Raw genomic sequence first — 14,883 nt, 5'->3', positions numbered from 1 at the left:
GGCCGGGGCGCCTTGGCGGGCAGCTGGCCCGTCAGGCGGATTCGGTGGCGCGCAGCGCGCCGTCCGGGCCGGCCAGCAGCACCGGAGTGCCGGAGCCGCCCAGGTCGCGCACGGCGGCGCGGTCCTCCTCCGCGAGGGCGCCGGCCGTGCTGACCACGGCGGCGGCCTCCAGCGAGGTGGCACCGCTGGCCACCGCCATGGCGACGGCAGTGCGCAGGGCGCTCAGCTGGAGCGAGTCGAGGGCGACGGTGCCGGCGACGTAGGTACGGCCCGTCTCGTCACGGACGGCCGCGCCCTCCGGCACGCCGTTGCGGGCGCGCGCGGAACGGGCGAGCGTGATGATCTTGCTGTCTTCGGGGTCCAGCGGGGCTGCTTCGCTCATGGGGCTGAGGATATGCGGCCGCTGCGGTCCGCCGAATTCAAGCCCCTCCTGGGGGCACCTCCCAGCGGTAGCTGGGGGAGTTTGAGGAGCGGGGTTCGGGGCGGAGCCCCGAGAAGACGAAGCGATAGCGGGTCACTCGGACCGCACGGGCTCCACCAGCACCGTCACGATCCGGTTCCGCCGCCCCGCCGGCGACTCCGCGGTGAGCCGCAGCGCCGTCAGCTCCGGCTGCGGCCCGTCCTCCGGGAGCGGGATCTCCGCCGTCGCGCCGGCGATCGGGACCCGGCCCAGGAACTTGGCCAGCAGTCCGCCGACGGTCTCCACGTCCTCGTCGTCCAGCGCCAGCCCGTACAGCTCGCCGAGGTCGCCGACGTCCAGCCGTGCGGTGACGCGGTAGCGGTCCTCGCCCAGCTCCTCCACCGGCGGCAGCTCCCGGTCGTACTCGTCGGTGATCTCGCCGACGATCTCCTCCAGGATGTCCTCGATGGTGACGATGCCGGCCGTGCCGCCGTACTCGTCGATGACGACCGCGACGTGGTTGCGCTCCTGCTGCATCTCGCGGAGCAGGTCACCGGCGTTCTTGGTGTCGGGGACGAAGGTCGCCGGGCGCATCGCGGTGGAGACCAGCTCCGCCTCCGCGTCCCGGTTGATGTGGGTCTTGCGGACCAGGTCCTTGAGGTAGACCACGCCGACGATGTCGTCCTCGTTCTCGCCGGTCACCGGGATCCGCGAGAAGCCGGAGCGCAGCGCCAGGGTGAGGGCCTGCCGGATGGTCTTGTAGCGCTCGATGACGACCAGGTCGGTGCGCGGCACCATCACCTCGCGCACCAGGGTGTCGCCCAGCTCGAAGACGGAGTGCACCATGCGGCGCTCCTCGTCCTCGATGAGCGATTCCTTCTCGGCGAGGTCGACCAGCGCGCGCAGCTCCGCCTCGGAGGCGAAGGGGCCCTTGCGGAAGCCCTTGCCGGGGGTGAGGGCGTTGCCCAGGAGGATCAGCAGCTGCGGGATCGGGCCCATGATCCGGGCCAGCGGCAGCAGCACGTACGCGGCGGCGGTCGCGGTGTTCAGCGGGTGCTGGGCGCCGATGGTGCGCGGCGAGACACCGACGGCGACATAGCTGACCAGGACCATCACCCCGATGGCGATGGCCAGCGCCTCCCAGGTCTCGTCGAAGGCGCGGACGCAGGCGTAGGTGACGACGGCGCCGGCCGCCACCTCGCAGGCCACCCGCACCAGCAGTGCGACGTTGAGGTAGCGGGTGGGGTCCTCGGCGACCGCCATCAGCTTGGCGCTGCCGCGCCGCCCGGAGCGGACGGACTCCTCGGCACGGAAACGGGTGGTGCGGGCCAGGCCGGCCTCGGCGCAGGAGGCCAGCCAGGCGACGACCACCAGCAGGACGGCCGCCGCGATCAGCTGCCCGGTCATCGGGTGGTGGGCGCCGGGGACGGGCCCTCGATACCGCGCTCGGCCCGCCAGCCGTCGACGATCGCCGCCTGCAGCCCGAACATCTCGGCCCGCTCGTCCGGCTCCTCGTGGTCGTAGCCGAGGAGGTGGAGGACGCCGTGGACGGTGAGCAGCTGGAGCTCCTCGTCCATGGAGTGGTTGGTCGGCGCCTCCTCGCCCTGCCGCTTGGCGACCTCCGGGCAGAGCACGATGTCGCCGAGGAGCCCCTGCGGGGGCTCCTCGTCGTCCTTGGCCGGCGGACGCAGCTCGTCCATCGGGAAGGACATGACATCGGTCGGCCCGGGCAGATCCATCCACTGGATGTGCAGCTGCTCCATGGCGTCGGCGTCGACGACGATGACCGAGAGCTCGGAGAGCGGATGGATCCGCATCCGGGCCAGGGCGTAGCGGGCGACGTCCAGGATCGCCTGCTCGTCGATGTCGGTGCCGGATTCGTTGTTGACGTCGATCGCCATGGTGCTGTGACTACTGCTTCCCGTTGCGGCTGTCGTACTGCTCGTACGCGTCGACAATACGGCCGACCAGCTTGTGCCGGACCACGTCGGTGCTGGTGAGCATGGAGAAGTGGACGTCGGGGACGCCGTCCAGGATCTCCCGGACCTGGCGCAGACCGCTCTTGGTACCGCCCGGAAGGTCGATCTGGGTGATGTCTCCGGTGATCACGATCTTGGAGTCGAAGCCGAGCCGGGTGAGGAACATCTTCATCTGCTCGGGGTTGGTGTTCTGCGCCTCGTCCAGGATGATGAACGCGTCGTTGAGCGTCCGGCCGCGCATGTACGCCAGCGGCGCGACCTCGATGGTCCCGGCGGCCATCAGCCGCGGGATGGAGTCGGGGTCGAGCATGTCGTGCAGCGCGTCGTACAGCGGCCGCAGATACGGGTCGATCTTCTCGTAGAGCGTGCCGGGCAGGAAGCCCAGCCGCTCGCCCGCCTCGACCGCCGGCCGGGTCAGGATGATCCGGTTGACCTGCTTGGACTGCAGGGCCTGGACCGCCTTGGCCATGGCCAGATAGGTCTTGCCGGTGCCCGCGGGGCCGATGCCGAAGACGACCGTGTGCTTGTCGATCGCGTCGACGTACCGCTTCTGGTTGAGCGTCTTGGGCCGGATGGTGCGGCCGCGGTTGGAGAGGATGTTCTGGGTGAGGACCTCGGCGGGGCTCTCCGGGGCTCCGAGCTCGCCGTTCTCCGCCGCGCGCAGCATGGCGATGGAGCGCTCCACCGCGTCCTCCGTCATCGGCTGACCGGTACGGAGCACCAGCATCATCTCGTCGAAGAGGCGCTGGATCAGGGCGACTTCCCGTGCGTCCCCGGTGGCACTGACCTCATTGCCGCGTACGTGGATGTCGGTCGACGGGAAGGCCGTCTCGATGACGCGCAGCAGCGAGTCTCCGGAACCAAGGACCGTGACCATCGGGTGCTTGCTCGGGACCGTGAACTGGGCGTGCGCCTGCCGTCCTGTGGGTGTCTGCGTCATGGGCCGGCTCTCGGGCCTGCACATACCTCCTCGTGCGGGGTTCTCGCGGCTCGAAAACCTCGGGATTCAAGGGTACGACGGTGCACCGACACACCCGAGTGCTTTTTTGGTGCTCAGCCTGCCGGGCAGTGCTCAGCCCCGCTCGTCGGTGCTCAGCCCTGCCGGAAGCCGATGGTGGGGACGGCCCGGCGCAGCGGCCAGGGCCGGGGGGCCACCGGGACGATCCGGTCCAGGAAGTCGTAGCGGCGCAGCGCCGAGGGGTCCTGGCCGGCCGCGGTGTCCCCGGGCGTCCCGGCGTAGGACTTCATGTGCTGCCACCAGGCGGCCACCTCGGCCCAGCCGGGCGCGGACAGCGAGCCGCCGAACTCCTGCACCGACAGGGCGGCGGTGAGCCCGGCGAAGGCAAGCCTGTCGGCGAGCGGCCACTCGGCGAGGGTGCCGGTGACGAAGCCCGCCACGAAGACGTCCCCGGCGCCGGTGGGGTCCAGCGCCTCCACCGCGATCGCGGGCACCTCGGCGGTCTCCCCGGTGCGGCCGTCCACCGCGTACGCGCCCTCCGCGCCCAGGGTGACGACGGCCAGCGGCACCTTCTCGGCCAGCGCCCGGGCGGCGGCCCGCGGGCAGTCGGTGCGGGTGTAGCGCATGGCCTCGGTGGCGTTGGGGAGGAAGGCCTCGCAGTGCTCCAGGTCGGCGAGGTCGGCCGGGTCCCAGCGGCCGCTGTCGTCCCAGCCGACGTCGGCGAAGATCCGGCAGCCCGCGCGGGCGGCGTGCGCGATCCACTCCTCGCGGCAGCCGGGCACCAGCAGGGCGATGGCTGCCCTGGCCTCCGCTGTGGCCGGGACCGCCGGGTCGCCCACCGCCGGATTGTCCGCTGGACTCCGTCCGGGCGGGGCCCCCAGGGGCAGCGGCGCCTCGTGGCCGTGCGAGACCATCGTGCGCTCGCCCTCGTACGCCATGGAGACGGTGACCGGGGAGTGCCAGCCGGGGATGGTGCGGGACTGCGACAGGTCGATGCCCTCGCCGCGCTCCAGCGCATCCCAGCAGTAGTCGCCGTAGACGTCGTCGCCGAAGGCTGCGGCCAGCGAGGTACGCAGCCCCAGCCGGGCGAGCGCGGTGGCCATGTTGGCTACCCCGCCCGGGCTGGAACCCATGCCGCGGGCCCAGGACTCGGTGCCGCGCACCGGCGCGGAGTCCAGGCCGGTGAAGATGATGTCCAGGAAGACCGTGCCGCTGAGGTGGACGTCCCAGGGCGGGTCACCGGGGCGGCGCAGGGCTGCCAGCGGGTCCAGGAGCTGGTCCGGGAGCTGATCCATGAGCGGGTCCGCGATGGCGGGCTGATCACCGTCGTGTGTCGTCACCGTGCGCTCCCCGGTCGTTCCGTGCTCGTGTTCAATCGTCCACCACCCGGCCCGTCCGCACCACGAAGAGCCGTGAAGAGCCACAAAGAGCCAGGGGAAGCGGGGGAGCCGGGAGGAGCCACCGAGAGCGCGCCGGGGCGGGACCGGGCCGGCTCCCCCGTGGTGGCGGGTTCCGGGGGGTGTGGCGGGTGACACGCCTGGCTGTGTCCTCAACACGCTTGCGCCCCACCGGCCTTGCGGGCCACCCTGTGATCCCCCGAACACTGCGTGCACACGGCATGATCAGATGCCCTCCGCACGGGGTCCTGGCGAAGGGTTCCCATGGCAGATCTCAGCGTCCCCTGCGCTTCCGGGCAGCGGGTTCCCCCGGAGGAGGTCCGGGCGAGGACCAGCGTGACCGAGGTGACCGCGCACCCGGAGGAGATCCAGCATGTGCGCCGGGAGGCGAACGAGCGGCTGCGCCAGTGGGGTCACGGCAAACGCGTGCGGCAGATCGTCGCCCAGGGCATCAGCGAGCTGCTGACCAACGTCCACAAGCACGTCGGGCACGGCGCGAAGTGCACCCTGACCCTGGCCGAGCGGGACGAGGGCGTGCTGGTGATGGTGGAGGACGCCAGCCCGCGGATGGCCGTGCCGGCCGAGGTGGCCTGGGACGCAGAGACCGGCCGCGGGCTGTTCCTGCTCCAGGCCATGGTGACGGAGCTGGTCTCCAGGCCGGTGCCGACCGGGAAGGTGGTCTCCTTCCTGGTCAGCCGCGAGGAGGAGGTACCGGCAGACGCTTGGGGACGGCCACCCGCATGAGGTCCCGGGCGACGGTGAGTTCGCCCTCGAAGCCCGCCGCGCGCGCCTGGCGTTCGAAGTCGTCCGGGTCGTCGTAGCGCTGCGAGAAGTGCGTCAGCAGCAGGTGGCGCACCCCCGCGTCGCGCGCCACCGAGGCCGCCTGGCCGGCCGTCAGGTGGCCGTGCTCGACGGCGAGCGCCTCGTCCTCGTCGAGGAAGGTCGACTCGATGACCAGCAGGTCGCAGCCGTCGGCGAGCGCGTGCACCGCGTCGCACATCCGGGTGTCCATCACGAACGCGAAGCGTTGCCCGGGCCGCTCCTCGCTGACCTCGTCCAGGGTGACCGTACGCCCGTCGATGACCACCGAGCCGGTGCGCTGGAGCCGGCCGATCTCGGGGCCGGCGATGCCGTGTTCGGCCAGCCGGTCGGGGAGCATCCGGCGGCCGTCCGGCTCCACCAACCGGTAGCCGAAGGACTCGACGGGGTGCGAGAGCTTCCGCGCCTCCAGCGAGAAGCCCGGCGTCCGGGCCAGCACGCCGCTCGCCGCCACCGGCTCCTCGGTGATCCGGGCCGTCTCCCGGTATGCGGTGGCGTACCGCAGCCGGTCGAAGAAGCGCTGCCCGCTCGCCGGGTAGTGGGCGACGACCGGGTGCGGCACCCGGTCGAGGTTGATGCGCTGGATGACACCGGCCAGGCCCAGTGAGTGATCACCGTGGAAGTGCGTGACGCAGATCCGGTGGATGTCGTGCGCGGCGACCTTGGCCCGCAGCATCTGGCGCTGGGTGCCCTCGCCCGGGTCGAAGAGGATGCCCTGGCCGTCCCAGCGCAGCAGATAGCCGTTGTGGTTGCGGTGCCGGGTCGGGACCTGGCTGGCGGTGCCCAGGACGACCAGTTCTCGTGCGGACAAGGTGCTTATCCGGGGGGCCAGTTCAGACCGCGCCCGCCCAGGACGTGGGCGTGCGCGTGGAAGACCGTCTGGCCCGCGCCGGTGCCGGTGTTGAACACGATGCGGAATCCGGTGCCGTCGACCTTGTCCGCCTTGGCCACCTCACCGGCCTCGCGCAGCACGTCCGCCGCGATGCCCGGCTCGGCCGCCGCCAGCGAGGCGGCGTCCGGGTGGTGAACCTTGGGGATCACCAGGACGTGGGTGGGCGCCTGCGGGTTTATGTCGCGGAAGGCGAGGGTGGTCTCGGTCTCCCGGACCACGTCGGCCGGGACCTCCCCCTTCACGATCTTGCAGAACAGGCAGTCCGCCTGCGGTTCTCCCGCCACCGGGGCTCCTTGATGTCGCGGCAGTTACGGATGCGTACGCCGGGGATGCTACCGGGCGGCCCGCGCCCGCCGTCGTACCTCCCGCTCCGCAGGGGCCGCGCTGGGCACCGGGGCCGCGCTGGGCAGCGGCGCCGCCCGGCCGGTGTGCGCCAGTGCTCCGCCCGGGCCGGTGTGCGCCGGTGTCCGTCAGGAGGAGCCGCGACCGGTGGAGCCGCCCGAGCCGCCGCACTCGCCGATCACCTTGGCGCGGAAGACCCTGCGGTCGGCCACCTTCGCGGTCAGATCGCCCTTGACGCACTTGCCCTTGCGCACATACGTCACCACGCCGTCGACCGTGATGTCGGCATCGCCCTTCTCGGCCCTGCCCTGGCAGTCCACGTCCACTTCGCGCAGCGGCGGGTGCGAGGACCCGGCGACGTGCTTGCCCTTGGCGTCACCGGTGCAGGACATCCAGCGCACCTTGATGCCGCCGCGCTCCAGGGCCTTGGTGGCGACCTTGTCCGTGGTGAAGGCCGCGCCGATCGGCGTGAGTCCGCGATCCTCGTCCGGATCGCAGCCCGTGGTGCCGGCGAGCGTGATCCCGACCAGGGCGACCGCCGGCAGCATCGCGCCGCGCTTCACATGGCTCAATACCCCCATAGGGGACAGACTCTCACCGCGACAGTGGCTCGGGAAGACGGTCTTCGGCCACACAGGCGCCTCTGGTCTCAAGGGCGCTGAGGAAGCGTGGCGCCGCCGTTCCGGGCCCTTGGTGCAGGCCGACCCGTGCCTCGCGCGAGTGCGGTCAGGACCAGCGGCCGGTGCGCCCGAGCAGCAGCGCGGCGGCCGCGGTGCCCGCCGTGGACGTCCGCAGCACGCTCGGCCCCAGCCGGTACGGCGCCGCCCCGGCCTCGGCGAAGGCCGCCAACTCCTCCGGGGAGACGCCCCCTTCGGGGCCGACGACCAGCACGATCTCACCGGCGGCCGGGAGCGCGGCGGTGGCCAGCGGCGCGCTGCCGGCCTCCCGGTCCTCGTGCAGCACGGCGGCGAAGTCGGCCCCGGCGAGCACCGCCGCGACCTGCTTGGTCGTCATCGCCTCGGCGACCTCGGGGAAGCGGACCCGGCGCGACTGCTTGCCCGCCTCCCGGGCCGTGGCACGCCATTTGGCCAGCGACTTGGCACCCCGGTCGCCGCGCCACTGGGTGATGCAGCGGGACGCGGCCCACGGCACGATGGCGTCCACCCCGGTCTCGGTCATGGTCTCCACGGCCACCTCGCCCCGGTCGCCCTTGGGGAGGGCCTGGACGACGGTGATCCGGGGCGACGGCGGCTTCTCGACGGTGCGGCCGGCCGCCCGCACGACCAGGTGGTCCTTGCCCTCGGCGGCCAGCACCACAGCTTCCGTCCAGGTGCCGAGCCCGTCAGTGAGCACGAGCTCCTCGCCGGCGCGCAGCCGCCGCACCGAGACCGCGTGCCGCCCCTCCGGGCCGTCCAGGACGAACTCCCCGGCATCCGGCACGGATTCGACGACGAAGACGGGGGCGGTCACGAGACCACACCGCCGCGCGGATACGTCACCGTGCCCAGCGCCGCGTCCATCTCGGCGGCGAGCACCTCGACGAGCTGGGCGGCGGGCATCTCGCGCGCCAGCCGGTGGCCCTGACCGGCCCACAGCGCCATGCCCTGGGGGTCGCCGGCCTTGGCCGCCGCCTTCCGCAGCCCCGAGGTGAGGTGGTGCACCTGGGGGTAGGCCGCGGGCGCGTACCGGCCGTGCTCCCGCATGAAGCGGTTGACCAGGCCGCGGGCCGGGCGGCCGGAGAAGGCCCGGGTCAGCTCGGTCCGGCCGAACAGCGGGTCGGTCATGGCCCGCTTGTGGAGCGGGTTGGCCGCCGACTCGGGGCAGACCAGGAAGGCGGTGCCCAGCTGCGCGGCGCTCGCGCCCGCCGCCAGCACGGCCGCGATCTGCGCGCCGCGCATCAGCCCGCCGGCCGCGATGACGGGGATCTGCACCGTCTCGCGGACCAGGCCGAGCAGGGCGAGCAGGCCCAGGCCCGCGCTGGTGCCGTCGGCCTGCGGGTCGTCGCGGTGGGTGCCCTGGTGGCCACCCGCCTCGATGCCCTGGACACAGACCGCGCCGGCCCCCGCCCACTGGGCGGCCTGCGCCTCGGCGGGCGAGGTGACGGTGACCACGGTCCGGGTGCCGACCCTGGCGAAGGCCTCCAGCACCGCGCGGGAGGGGCAGCCGAAGGTGAAGGAGACCACCGGAACCGGGTCATCCAGCAGGATGGCGAGCTTGACCTCGTACGCGTCGTCGTTGCCCGAGTCGGGGTCGCCCAGCGGGGTCTCGTACCAGGCCGCCTCGCCCGCCAGCTGCTCGCTGTAGACCTCGACGGCGGTGGGGTCGGCGATCGCCGGCTGCGGCATGAAGAGGTTCACGCCGAAGGGGCGGTCGCTCTGCCCGCGGAGCTGTTTGATCTCCTCGTACATCGCCTCCGGCGTCTTGTAGCCCGCGGCGAGGAAGCCGAGGCCGCCCGCTCCGGAGACGGCGGCGGCGAGAAGAGGGCAGGAGGCGCCACCCGCCATGGGGGCCTGCACGATCGGATACCGAAAAAGATCGGTCAGCGCGGAGGACATGAACACATCGTGTCACGTTCTCCGCACCGACCAGTAATGCCGCCGGACTTCTGTCCGCCAGGGTGGCCGAAGGTTGCCCACCGCCTGCGGAACGCGCCCCTCCGGCGCGAGATCACGCCTTGCTGTCCGGGCTCGGCAGCGTCCCCGGGAACACCCCGGGGACCTCGACCGGGCGCCTACCGTCCGTTGAACGCGTCCTTCAGGCGCGAGAACAGGCCCTGCTGTCCTGGCTTGAACTCACCCATCGGCCGCTCCTCGCCCCGCAACTTCGCCAGCCGGCGCAGCAGCTCCTCCTGCTCCGGGTCGAGCTTCGTCGGGGTCTGCACCTCGACGTGCACGATCAGATCGCCGCGGCCGCCGCCGCGCAGGTGGGTGACGCCGCGCTGGTGGAGGGGGATCGACTGGCCGGACTGGGTGCCGGGCCGGATGTCGACCTCCTCCAGGCCGTCGAGGGTCTCCAGCGGCACCTTGGTGCCCAGGGCCGCCGCCGTCATCGGGATGGTGACCGTGCAGTGCAGGTCGTCGCCGCGACGCTGGAAGACCGGGTGCGGCAGCTCGTGGATCTCGACGTACAGATCACCGGCCGGGCCGCCGCCGGGGCCGACCTCGCCCTCACCGGCCAGCTGGATCCGGGTGCCGTTGTCGACACCGGCGGGGATCTTGACCGTGAGGTTGCGGCGGGAGCGCACCCGGCCGTCGCCGGCGCACTCCGGGCACGGGGTGGGCACGACGGTGCCGAAGCCCTGGCACTGCGGGCAGGGCCGGGAGGTCATGACCTGCCCCAGGAAGGAGCGGGTGACCTGGGAGACCTCGCCGCGGCCGCGGCACATGTCGCAGGTCTGGGCCGAGGTGCCCGGCGCCGCGCCCTCGCCGCTGCAGGTCGTGCACACCACGGCGGTGTCGACCTGGATGTCCTTGGTGGTGCCGAAAGCCGCCTCGTCCAGCTCGACATCGAGACGGATCATGGCGTCCTGGCCGCGCCGCGTCCTGGAGCGCGGTCCGCGCTGCGAGGCGGTGCCGAAGAAGGCGTCCATGATGTCGGAGAAGTTTCCGAAGCCCGCCCCGAAGCCGCCCGCGCCGGCGCTCGCGCCCGTGCTGGACAGCGGGTCGCCGCCGAGGTCGTAGACCTGCTTCTTCTGCGGGTCCGACAGCACCTCGTAGGCGGCGTTGATCTCCTTGAACCGCTCCTGGGTCTTCGGATCCGGATTGACGTCCGGGTGCAGCTCGCGCGCGAGCCGCCGGAACGCCTTCTTGATCTCGTCCTGCGAGGCATCACGCCGCACGCCCAGGACTGCGTAGTAGTCCGTCGCCACTTACGACTCCGCCAGGATCTGTCCGACGTAACGTGCCACTGCGCGTACCGCTCCCATCGTTCCGGGGTAGTCCATGCGGGTCGGTCCGACCACGCCGAGTTTGGCGACCGCCTCGTCGCCCGAACCGTAGCCGACCGCGACGACGGACGTGGAGTTCAGCCCCTCGTGGGCGTTCTCATGCCCGATGCGCACGGTCATGGCCGAATCCTTGGCCTCGCCCAGCAGCTTGAGCAGGACGACCTGCTCTTCCAGCGCTTCCAGGACGGGCCGGATGGTGAGAGGAAAGTCATGCCCGAAGCGGGTGAGATTGGCGGTGCCGCCGATCATCAGCCGCTCCTCGGTCTCCTCGACCAGGGTCTCCAGGAGTGTCGCCAGCACGGCCGAGACCGTGCCCCGGTCGTCCGCTTCGAACGACTCCGGCAGGTCCTGCACCAGCTGCGGCACATCCGCGAAGCGCCGGCCCACGACCCGGCTGTTGAGCCGGGCGCGCAGATCGGCCAGGGCCGTCTCCCCCACCGGGGAGGGGCAGTCCACCATGCGCTGCTCGACCCGACCGGTGTCGGTGATCAGCACCAGCATCACTCGGGCGGGGGCCAGCGCCAGCAGCTCCACATGCCGCACCGTGGAGCGGGTCAGCGACGGATACTGCACCACGGCGACCTGCCGGGTCAGCTGCGCCAGCAGCCGCACGGTGCGACCCACCACGTCATCCAGGTCGACGGCGCCGTCCAGGAAGTTCTGGATGGCGCGGCGCTCGGCCGGGGACAGCGGCTTGACGCCCGCGAGCCTGTCCACGAAGAGGCGGTAGCCCTTGTCGGTCGGGATGCGCCCGGCGCTGGTGTGCGGCTGGGCGATGTACCCCTCTTCCTCCAGGGCCGCCATGTCGTTCCGCACGGTGGCCGGGGAGACCCCGAGCCGGTGCCGCTCGGTGAGCGCCTTGGAACCGACGGGCTCCTCGGTGCCGACGTAGTCCTGGACGATGGCGCGCAATACCTCGAGCCTGCGTTCACTCAGCATGCGCGCACCTCCACTCCGGCCGAGTCGTCCGAGTCCTTGGACCTTCCCCCTGGCACTCAGCCCGCGCGAGTGCCAGATCTTTCCTGAGCCAGTGTACGGCCGGGTGCCACGGACGGGGCAAGAGCCGTCCCAGTCGCTGTGGACAACGGGCGCCGCGGCGGCGGTCGTCCGCCCGCCGTCCGCCGTCCCGATTGACTAGCGTCGAGACCATGGACGACAGCAGCATGCCCGGAACCGGGGGCCAGGCGCCCGGGGCCGAGGACGGGACGGCGCGGTGGGAGCGGCTCGCGCGGGGGGTGGCGCGGCGCAGGATGCCGGGCTGGGACGCGACGGTCGGCGCGATCGCGGGCGAGAGCGGTGTGCTGGTGGTCGACACCGGCTCCAGGCTGCGTGACGGGGCGGAGATCCGCCGCGAGGTCACCGCGCTCTTCGGCCACCGCCCCACCCACATCGCGCTCACCCATCCGCACTTCGACCATGTGCTGGGCACCGCCGCCTTCGCGGGGTGCGAGGTGTACGGGGCGGTGGGCCTGGCCGAGCTGATGGAACGCGAACGGGAGGAGCTGCGCGCGGACGCGATCCGGCACGGCGCGGACGCCGACGCGGCCACCGAGGCCGTCGACTTCCTCGTCCTGCCGCAGCACGCGGTCTCCGGGGAGATCACCATCGACCTCGGCGGCGGGCGGCGGGTGCTGCTGGCCAATGTCGGCCCCGGCCACTCGGGCCACGATCTGGCGGTGCTGGTCCCCGGCCGGCCCGAGGTGGTGTTCTGCGGCGATCTGGTCGAGGAGTCCGGCGAGCCGCAGGCCGGGCCGGACGCCGTCCCCGGCCGGTGGCCGGCCGCGCTGGACCGGCTGCTGGAGCTCGGCGGGGAGGACGCGCGGTACGTGCCCGGCCACGGCGCGGTGGTGGATGCCCGTTTCGTCCGGGCCCAGCGCCGGGATCTCGCCGCGGCTTTCGGCGTGTCGTAGCCGCCACCAGGGATTTCTTCGTATCGTCGGCCGGTGCGCAGCAGAGAGTACGGCCCGGATCTGACCCCGCCGTGGAAGCGTCAGGCGCCGGTGCCCGAGGTGCCCGCCGAGACCGATCTGGTGGTCGAGGAGATCAGTACCGGCTTCTGCGGGGCGGTCATCCGCTGCGAGAAGACGGCCCAGGGCCCGACCGTCACCCTGGAGGACCGCTTCGGCAAGCACCGGGTCTTCCCGATGGAGCCGCGCGGCTTCCTGCTGGAGGGCAAGGTGGTCACCCTGGTCCGGCCGAGCGCGCCCGCCCCGGCCGGGCCCCGGCTGACCGCCTCCGGATCGATCGCGGTCCCCGGCGCCCGGGCGCGGGTCGCCCGCGCGGGCCGCATCTACGTCGAGGGGCGCCACGACGCCGAGCTGGTGGAGCGGGTCTGGGGCGACGACCTGCGCGTCGAGGGTGTGGTGGTGGAGTACCTGGAGGGGGTGGACGACCTTCCGGCGATCGTGCGCGGCTTCGCCCCCGACCCGGACGCCCGGCTCGGCGTCCTGGTGGACCATCTGGTCCCGGGCTCCAAGGAGTCCCGCATCGCGGCGGAGGTCACCGGCCCCGACGTGCTGGTGGTCGGCCACCCGTACATCGACATCTGGGAGGCGGTGAAGCCGTCGTCGGTGGGCATCCGCGCGTGGCCGGCGGTGCCGCGCGGCCAGGACTGGAAGACGGGCGTCTGCCGGGCCCTGGGCTGGCCGGAGAACACCGGCGCGGCCTGGCAGCGCATTTTGCGGTGTGTCCGCAGTTACCGCGATCTGGAGCCCGCGCTCCTGGGGCGAGTCGAGGAGCTGATCGATTTCGTCACGGCGCCGTGAGTCCGGTACGCGCCCGGAACGCTCTGTTCCCCACCCCGCCCCTTCCCGCTTTGTCCTCAAACGCCGGACGGGCTGGAAAATCCAGCCCGTCCGGCGTTTGAGGAGCGGGGTCCGGGGCGGAGCCCCGGCACAACATCAGTCCACCAGGTCCCGCACCACCGCATCCGCCAGCAACCGCCCCCGCAACGTCAGCACCGCCCGCCCCGCCGCGTACGGCTCCGGCTCCAGCAGCCCGTCCGTCACCGCCTGCGCGGCGGCCCGCGCGCCGGCCGGGGCGAGCAGTTCCAGCGGGCACCCGTCCACCAGCCGCAGCTCCAGCAGGATCCGCTCCACCCGCCGGTCCTCCGGCTTGAGCAGCTCGCGCCCGGCGCCCGGCGAGCGCCCCTCGCTCAGCGCCTGGGCGTACCCGCCGGGGTGCTTGACGTTCCACCAGCGCACCCCGCCGACGTGGCTGTGCGCGCCGGGGCCCGCGCCCCACCAGTCCGCGCCGCGCCAGTACAGCTCGTTGTGACGGCAGCGTCCCGGCTCGGAGGTGGCCCAGTTGGACACCTCGTACCAGTGGAATCCGGCCGCGGAGAGCGCCTCCTCGGCGATCAGGTACCGGTCGGCGTGCACATCGTCGTCCGTCATCGGCACCTCGCCGCGCCGGATGCGCCGGGCCAGCTGGGTGCCCTCCTCGACGATCAGCGCGTAGGCCGAGATGTGGTCGGGGCCGGCGCCGAGAGCCGCGTCCAGCGAGGCCCGCCAGTCGTCGTCGCTCTCCCCCGGCGTGCCGTAGATCAGGTCGAGGTTGACGTGCTCGAAGCCGGCCGCCCGCGCCTCGGCGACGCATGCCTCGGGGCGGCCGGGGGTGTGGGTGCGGTCCAGCACGCGCAGCACGTGCTGCCGCGCGCTCTGCATCCCGAAGGAGACCCGGTTGAAGCCGCCCTCGCGCAGCTCGGTGAGGTAGCGCGGATCCACCGACTCCGGGTTGGCCTCGGTGGTGACCTCCGCGCCCTCGGCCAGCCCGAACTCGTCCCGGATCGCCGCGAGCATCCGGGACAGGTCTGCCGCGGGCAGCAGGGTCGGGGTGCCGCCGCCGACGAAGACGGTCTCGACCGGGCGGGGGTCGTCGCCCAGCACCTTCCGCGCCAGCCGGATCTCCTCGATCACGGTGTCGGCGTAGTTGTCGCGCGAGGCGAGGGCGCCGCCGGAGCCGCGCAGCTCGCTCGCCGTGTAGGTGTTGAAGTCGCAGTAGCCGCAGCGGGTGGCGCAGTAGGGCACATGGAGGTAGAAGCCGAGCGGCCGTACCGAGGCCCCGTCGAGCGCTTGGCGGGGCAGCGCCCCGTCGTCGGGCACGGGCTCACCATCGGGCAGTACGGAAGGCATGTCTCCCATTGTCCGGC

Annotated in this window: 16 protein-coding genes; 3 read left to right on the top strand and 13 right to left on the bottom strand. The window is 72.6% G+C overall.

The window, feature by feature from the left end; genetic code table 11:
• Positions 1-31: 31 nt before the first annotated feature.
• From AC4BDD_RS20750 to AC4BDD_RS20730, 5 genes are all read right to left on the bottom strand, one after another.
• A complete protein-coding gene (locus AC4BDD_RS20750; protein WP_490691865.1) occupies positions 32-394 on the bottom strand; it encodes a cytidine deaminase in 363 nt (120 codons plus the stop codon).
• A gap of 120 nt (positions 395-514) precedes the next feature.
• Entirely contained in the window at positions 515-1,807 is a 1,293-nt protein-coding gene (locus AC4BDD_RS20745; protein WP_490686951.1) for a hemolysin family protein, read from the bottom strand.
• Positions 1,804-2,301 carry an rRNA maturation RNase YbeY gene (gene ybeY / locus AC4BDD_RS20740; protein ID WP_490686950.1) on the bottom strand — a complete coding sequence of 166 codons (498 nt, stop codon included), beginning with the start codon at positions 2,299-2,301 and terminating at the stop codon, positions 1,804-1,806. The genes AC4BDD_RS20745 and ybeY overlap by 4 nt, the downstream gene beginning before the upstream one ends.
• A gap of 10 nt (positions 2,302-2,311) precedes the next feature.
• Positions 2,312-3,319 carry a PhoH family protein gene (locus AC4BDD_RS20735; RefSeq protein ID WP_490686949.1) on the bottom strand — a complete coding sequence of 336 codons (1,008 nt, stop codon included), beginning with the start codon at positions 3,317-3,319 and terminating at the stop codon, positions 2,312-2,314.
• A gap of 152 nt (positions 3,320-3,471) precedes the next feature.
• Positions 3,472-4,632, bottom strand: a complete 1,161-nt coding sequence (locus AC4BDD_RS20730) for a carbohydrate kinase family protein (protein WP_490691864.1) — start codon at positions 4,630-4,632, stop codon at positions 3,472-3,474.
• Positions 4,633-4,998: 366 nt separating this feature from the next.
• Here AC4BDD_RS20730 and AC4BDD_RS20725 point away from each other — a divergent pair, with 366 nt between their 5' ends.
• Positions 4,999-5,478 (top strand): ATP-binding protein, encoded by a 480-nt coding sequence (locus AC4BDD_RS20725; protein WP_490686948.1) that lies wholly within the window; start codon positions 4,999-5,001, stop codon positions 5,476-5,478.
• Here the strand turns inward: AC4BDD_RS20725 and AC4BDD_RS20720 are convergent.
• The 7 genes from AC4BDD_RS20720 to hrcA all read right to left on the bottom strand — a co-directional run bounded on the left by AC4BDD_RS20720 (position 5,426) and on the right by hrcA (position 11,672).
• The gene (locus AC4BDD_RS20720; RefSeq protein WP_490686947.1) at positions 5,426-6,364 is read right to left on the bottom strand and encodes a ribonuclease Z; all 939 of its coding nucleotides are present in this window, start codon (positions 6,362-6,364) and stop codon (positions 5,426-5,428) included. The two genes, AC4BDD_RS20725 and AC4BDD_RS20720, sit on opposite strands and share 53 nt — an antisense overlap.
• A 5-nt stretch (positions 6,365-6,369) precedes the next feature.
• The gene (locus AC4BDD_RS20715) at positions 6,370-6,729 is read right to left on the bottom strand and encodes a histidine triad nucleotide-binding protein (protein WP_490686946.1); all 360 of its coding nucleotides are present in this window, start codon (positions 6,727-6,729) and stop codon (positions 6,370-6,372) included.
• 186 nt (positions 6,730-6,915) lie between these two features.
• On the bottom strand, positions 6,916-7,368 hold the full coding sequence (locus AC4BDD_RS20710; protein ID WP_490686945.1) for a hypothetical protein: 453 nt from the start codon (positions 7,366-7,368) through the stop codon (positions 6,916-6,918).
• A gap of 145 nt (positions 7,369-7,513) precedes the next feature.
• Complete coding sequence (locus tag AC4BDD_RS20705; RefSeq protein ID WP_490686944.1) at positions 7,514-8,257, bottom strand: 16S rRNA (uracil(1498)-N(3))-methyltransferase; 744 nt, start codon at positions 8,255-8,257, stop codon at positions 7,514-7,516.
• Complete coding sequence (locus AC4BDD_RS20700) at positions 8,254-9,342, bottom strand: nitronate monooxygenase (RefSeq protein WP_490686943.1); 1,089 nt, start codon at positions 9,340-9,342, stop codon at positions 8,254-8,256. The genes AC4BDD_RS20705 and AC4BDD_RS20700 overlap by 4 nt, the downstream gene beginning before the upstream one ends.
• Positions 9,343-9,518: 176 nt before the next feature.
• On the bottom strand, positions 9,519-10,655 hold the full coding sequence (gene dnaJ, locus AC4BDD_RS20695) for a molecular chaperone DnaJ (RefSeq protein ID WP_490686942.1): 1,137 nt from the start codon (positions 10,653-10,655) through the stop codon (positions 9,519-9,521).
• Positions 10,656-11,672, bottom strand: coding sequence for a heat-inducible transcriptional repressor HrcA (hrcA, locus tag AC4BDD_RS20690; protein ID WP_490686941.1), 1,017 nt, complete (start codon positions 11,670-11,672; stop codon positions 10,656-10,658). It lies immediately after the preceding gene.
• Positions 11,673-11,896: 224 nt separating this feature from the next.
• On the opposite strand from hrcA, the gene AC4BDD_RS20685 reads away from it, so the two are divergent.
• Positions 11,897-12,643: an MBL fold metallo-hydrolase gene (locus tag AC4BDD_RS20685; protein ID WP_490691863.1), complete on the top strand. Its 747-nt coding sequence runs from the start codon at positions 11,897-11,899 to the stop codon at positions 12,641-12,643.
• Positions 12,644-12,676: 33 nt separating this feature from the next.
• Entirely contained in the window at positions 12,677-13,498 is an 822-nt protein-coding gene (locus tag AC4BDD_RS20680) for a DUF3097 domain-containing protein (RefSeq protein ID WP_490686940.1), read from the top strand.
• Between the two features lie 135 nt (positions 13,499-13,633).
• Here the strand turns inward: AC4BDD_RS20680 and hemW are convergent, their stop codons facing one another.
• Complete coding sequence (gene hemW / locus AC4BDD_RS20675) at positions 13,634-14,866, bottom strand: radical SAM family heme chaperone HemW (RefSeq protein ID WP_490686939.1); 1,233 nt, start codon at positions 14,864-14,866, stop codon at positions 13,634-13,636.
• Positions 14,867-14,883 lie beyond the last annotated feature (17 nt).

Source organism: Streptomyces sp. JLBT605, from assembly GCF_058215555.1.
This window is presented reverse-complemented; position numbering and strand designations above follow the sequence as displayed.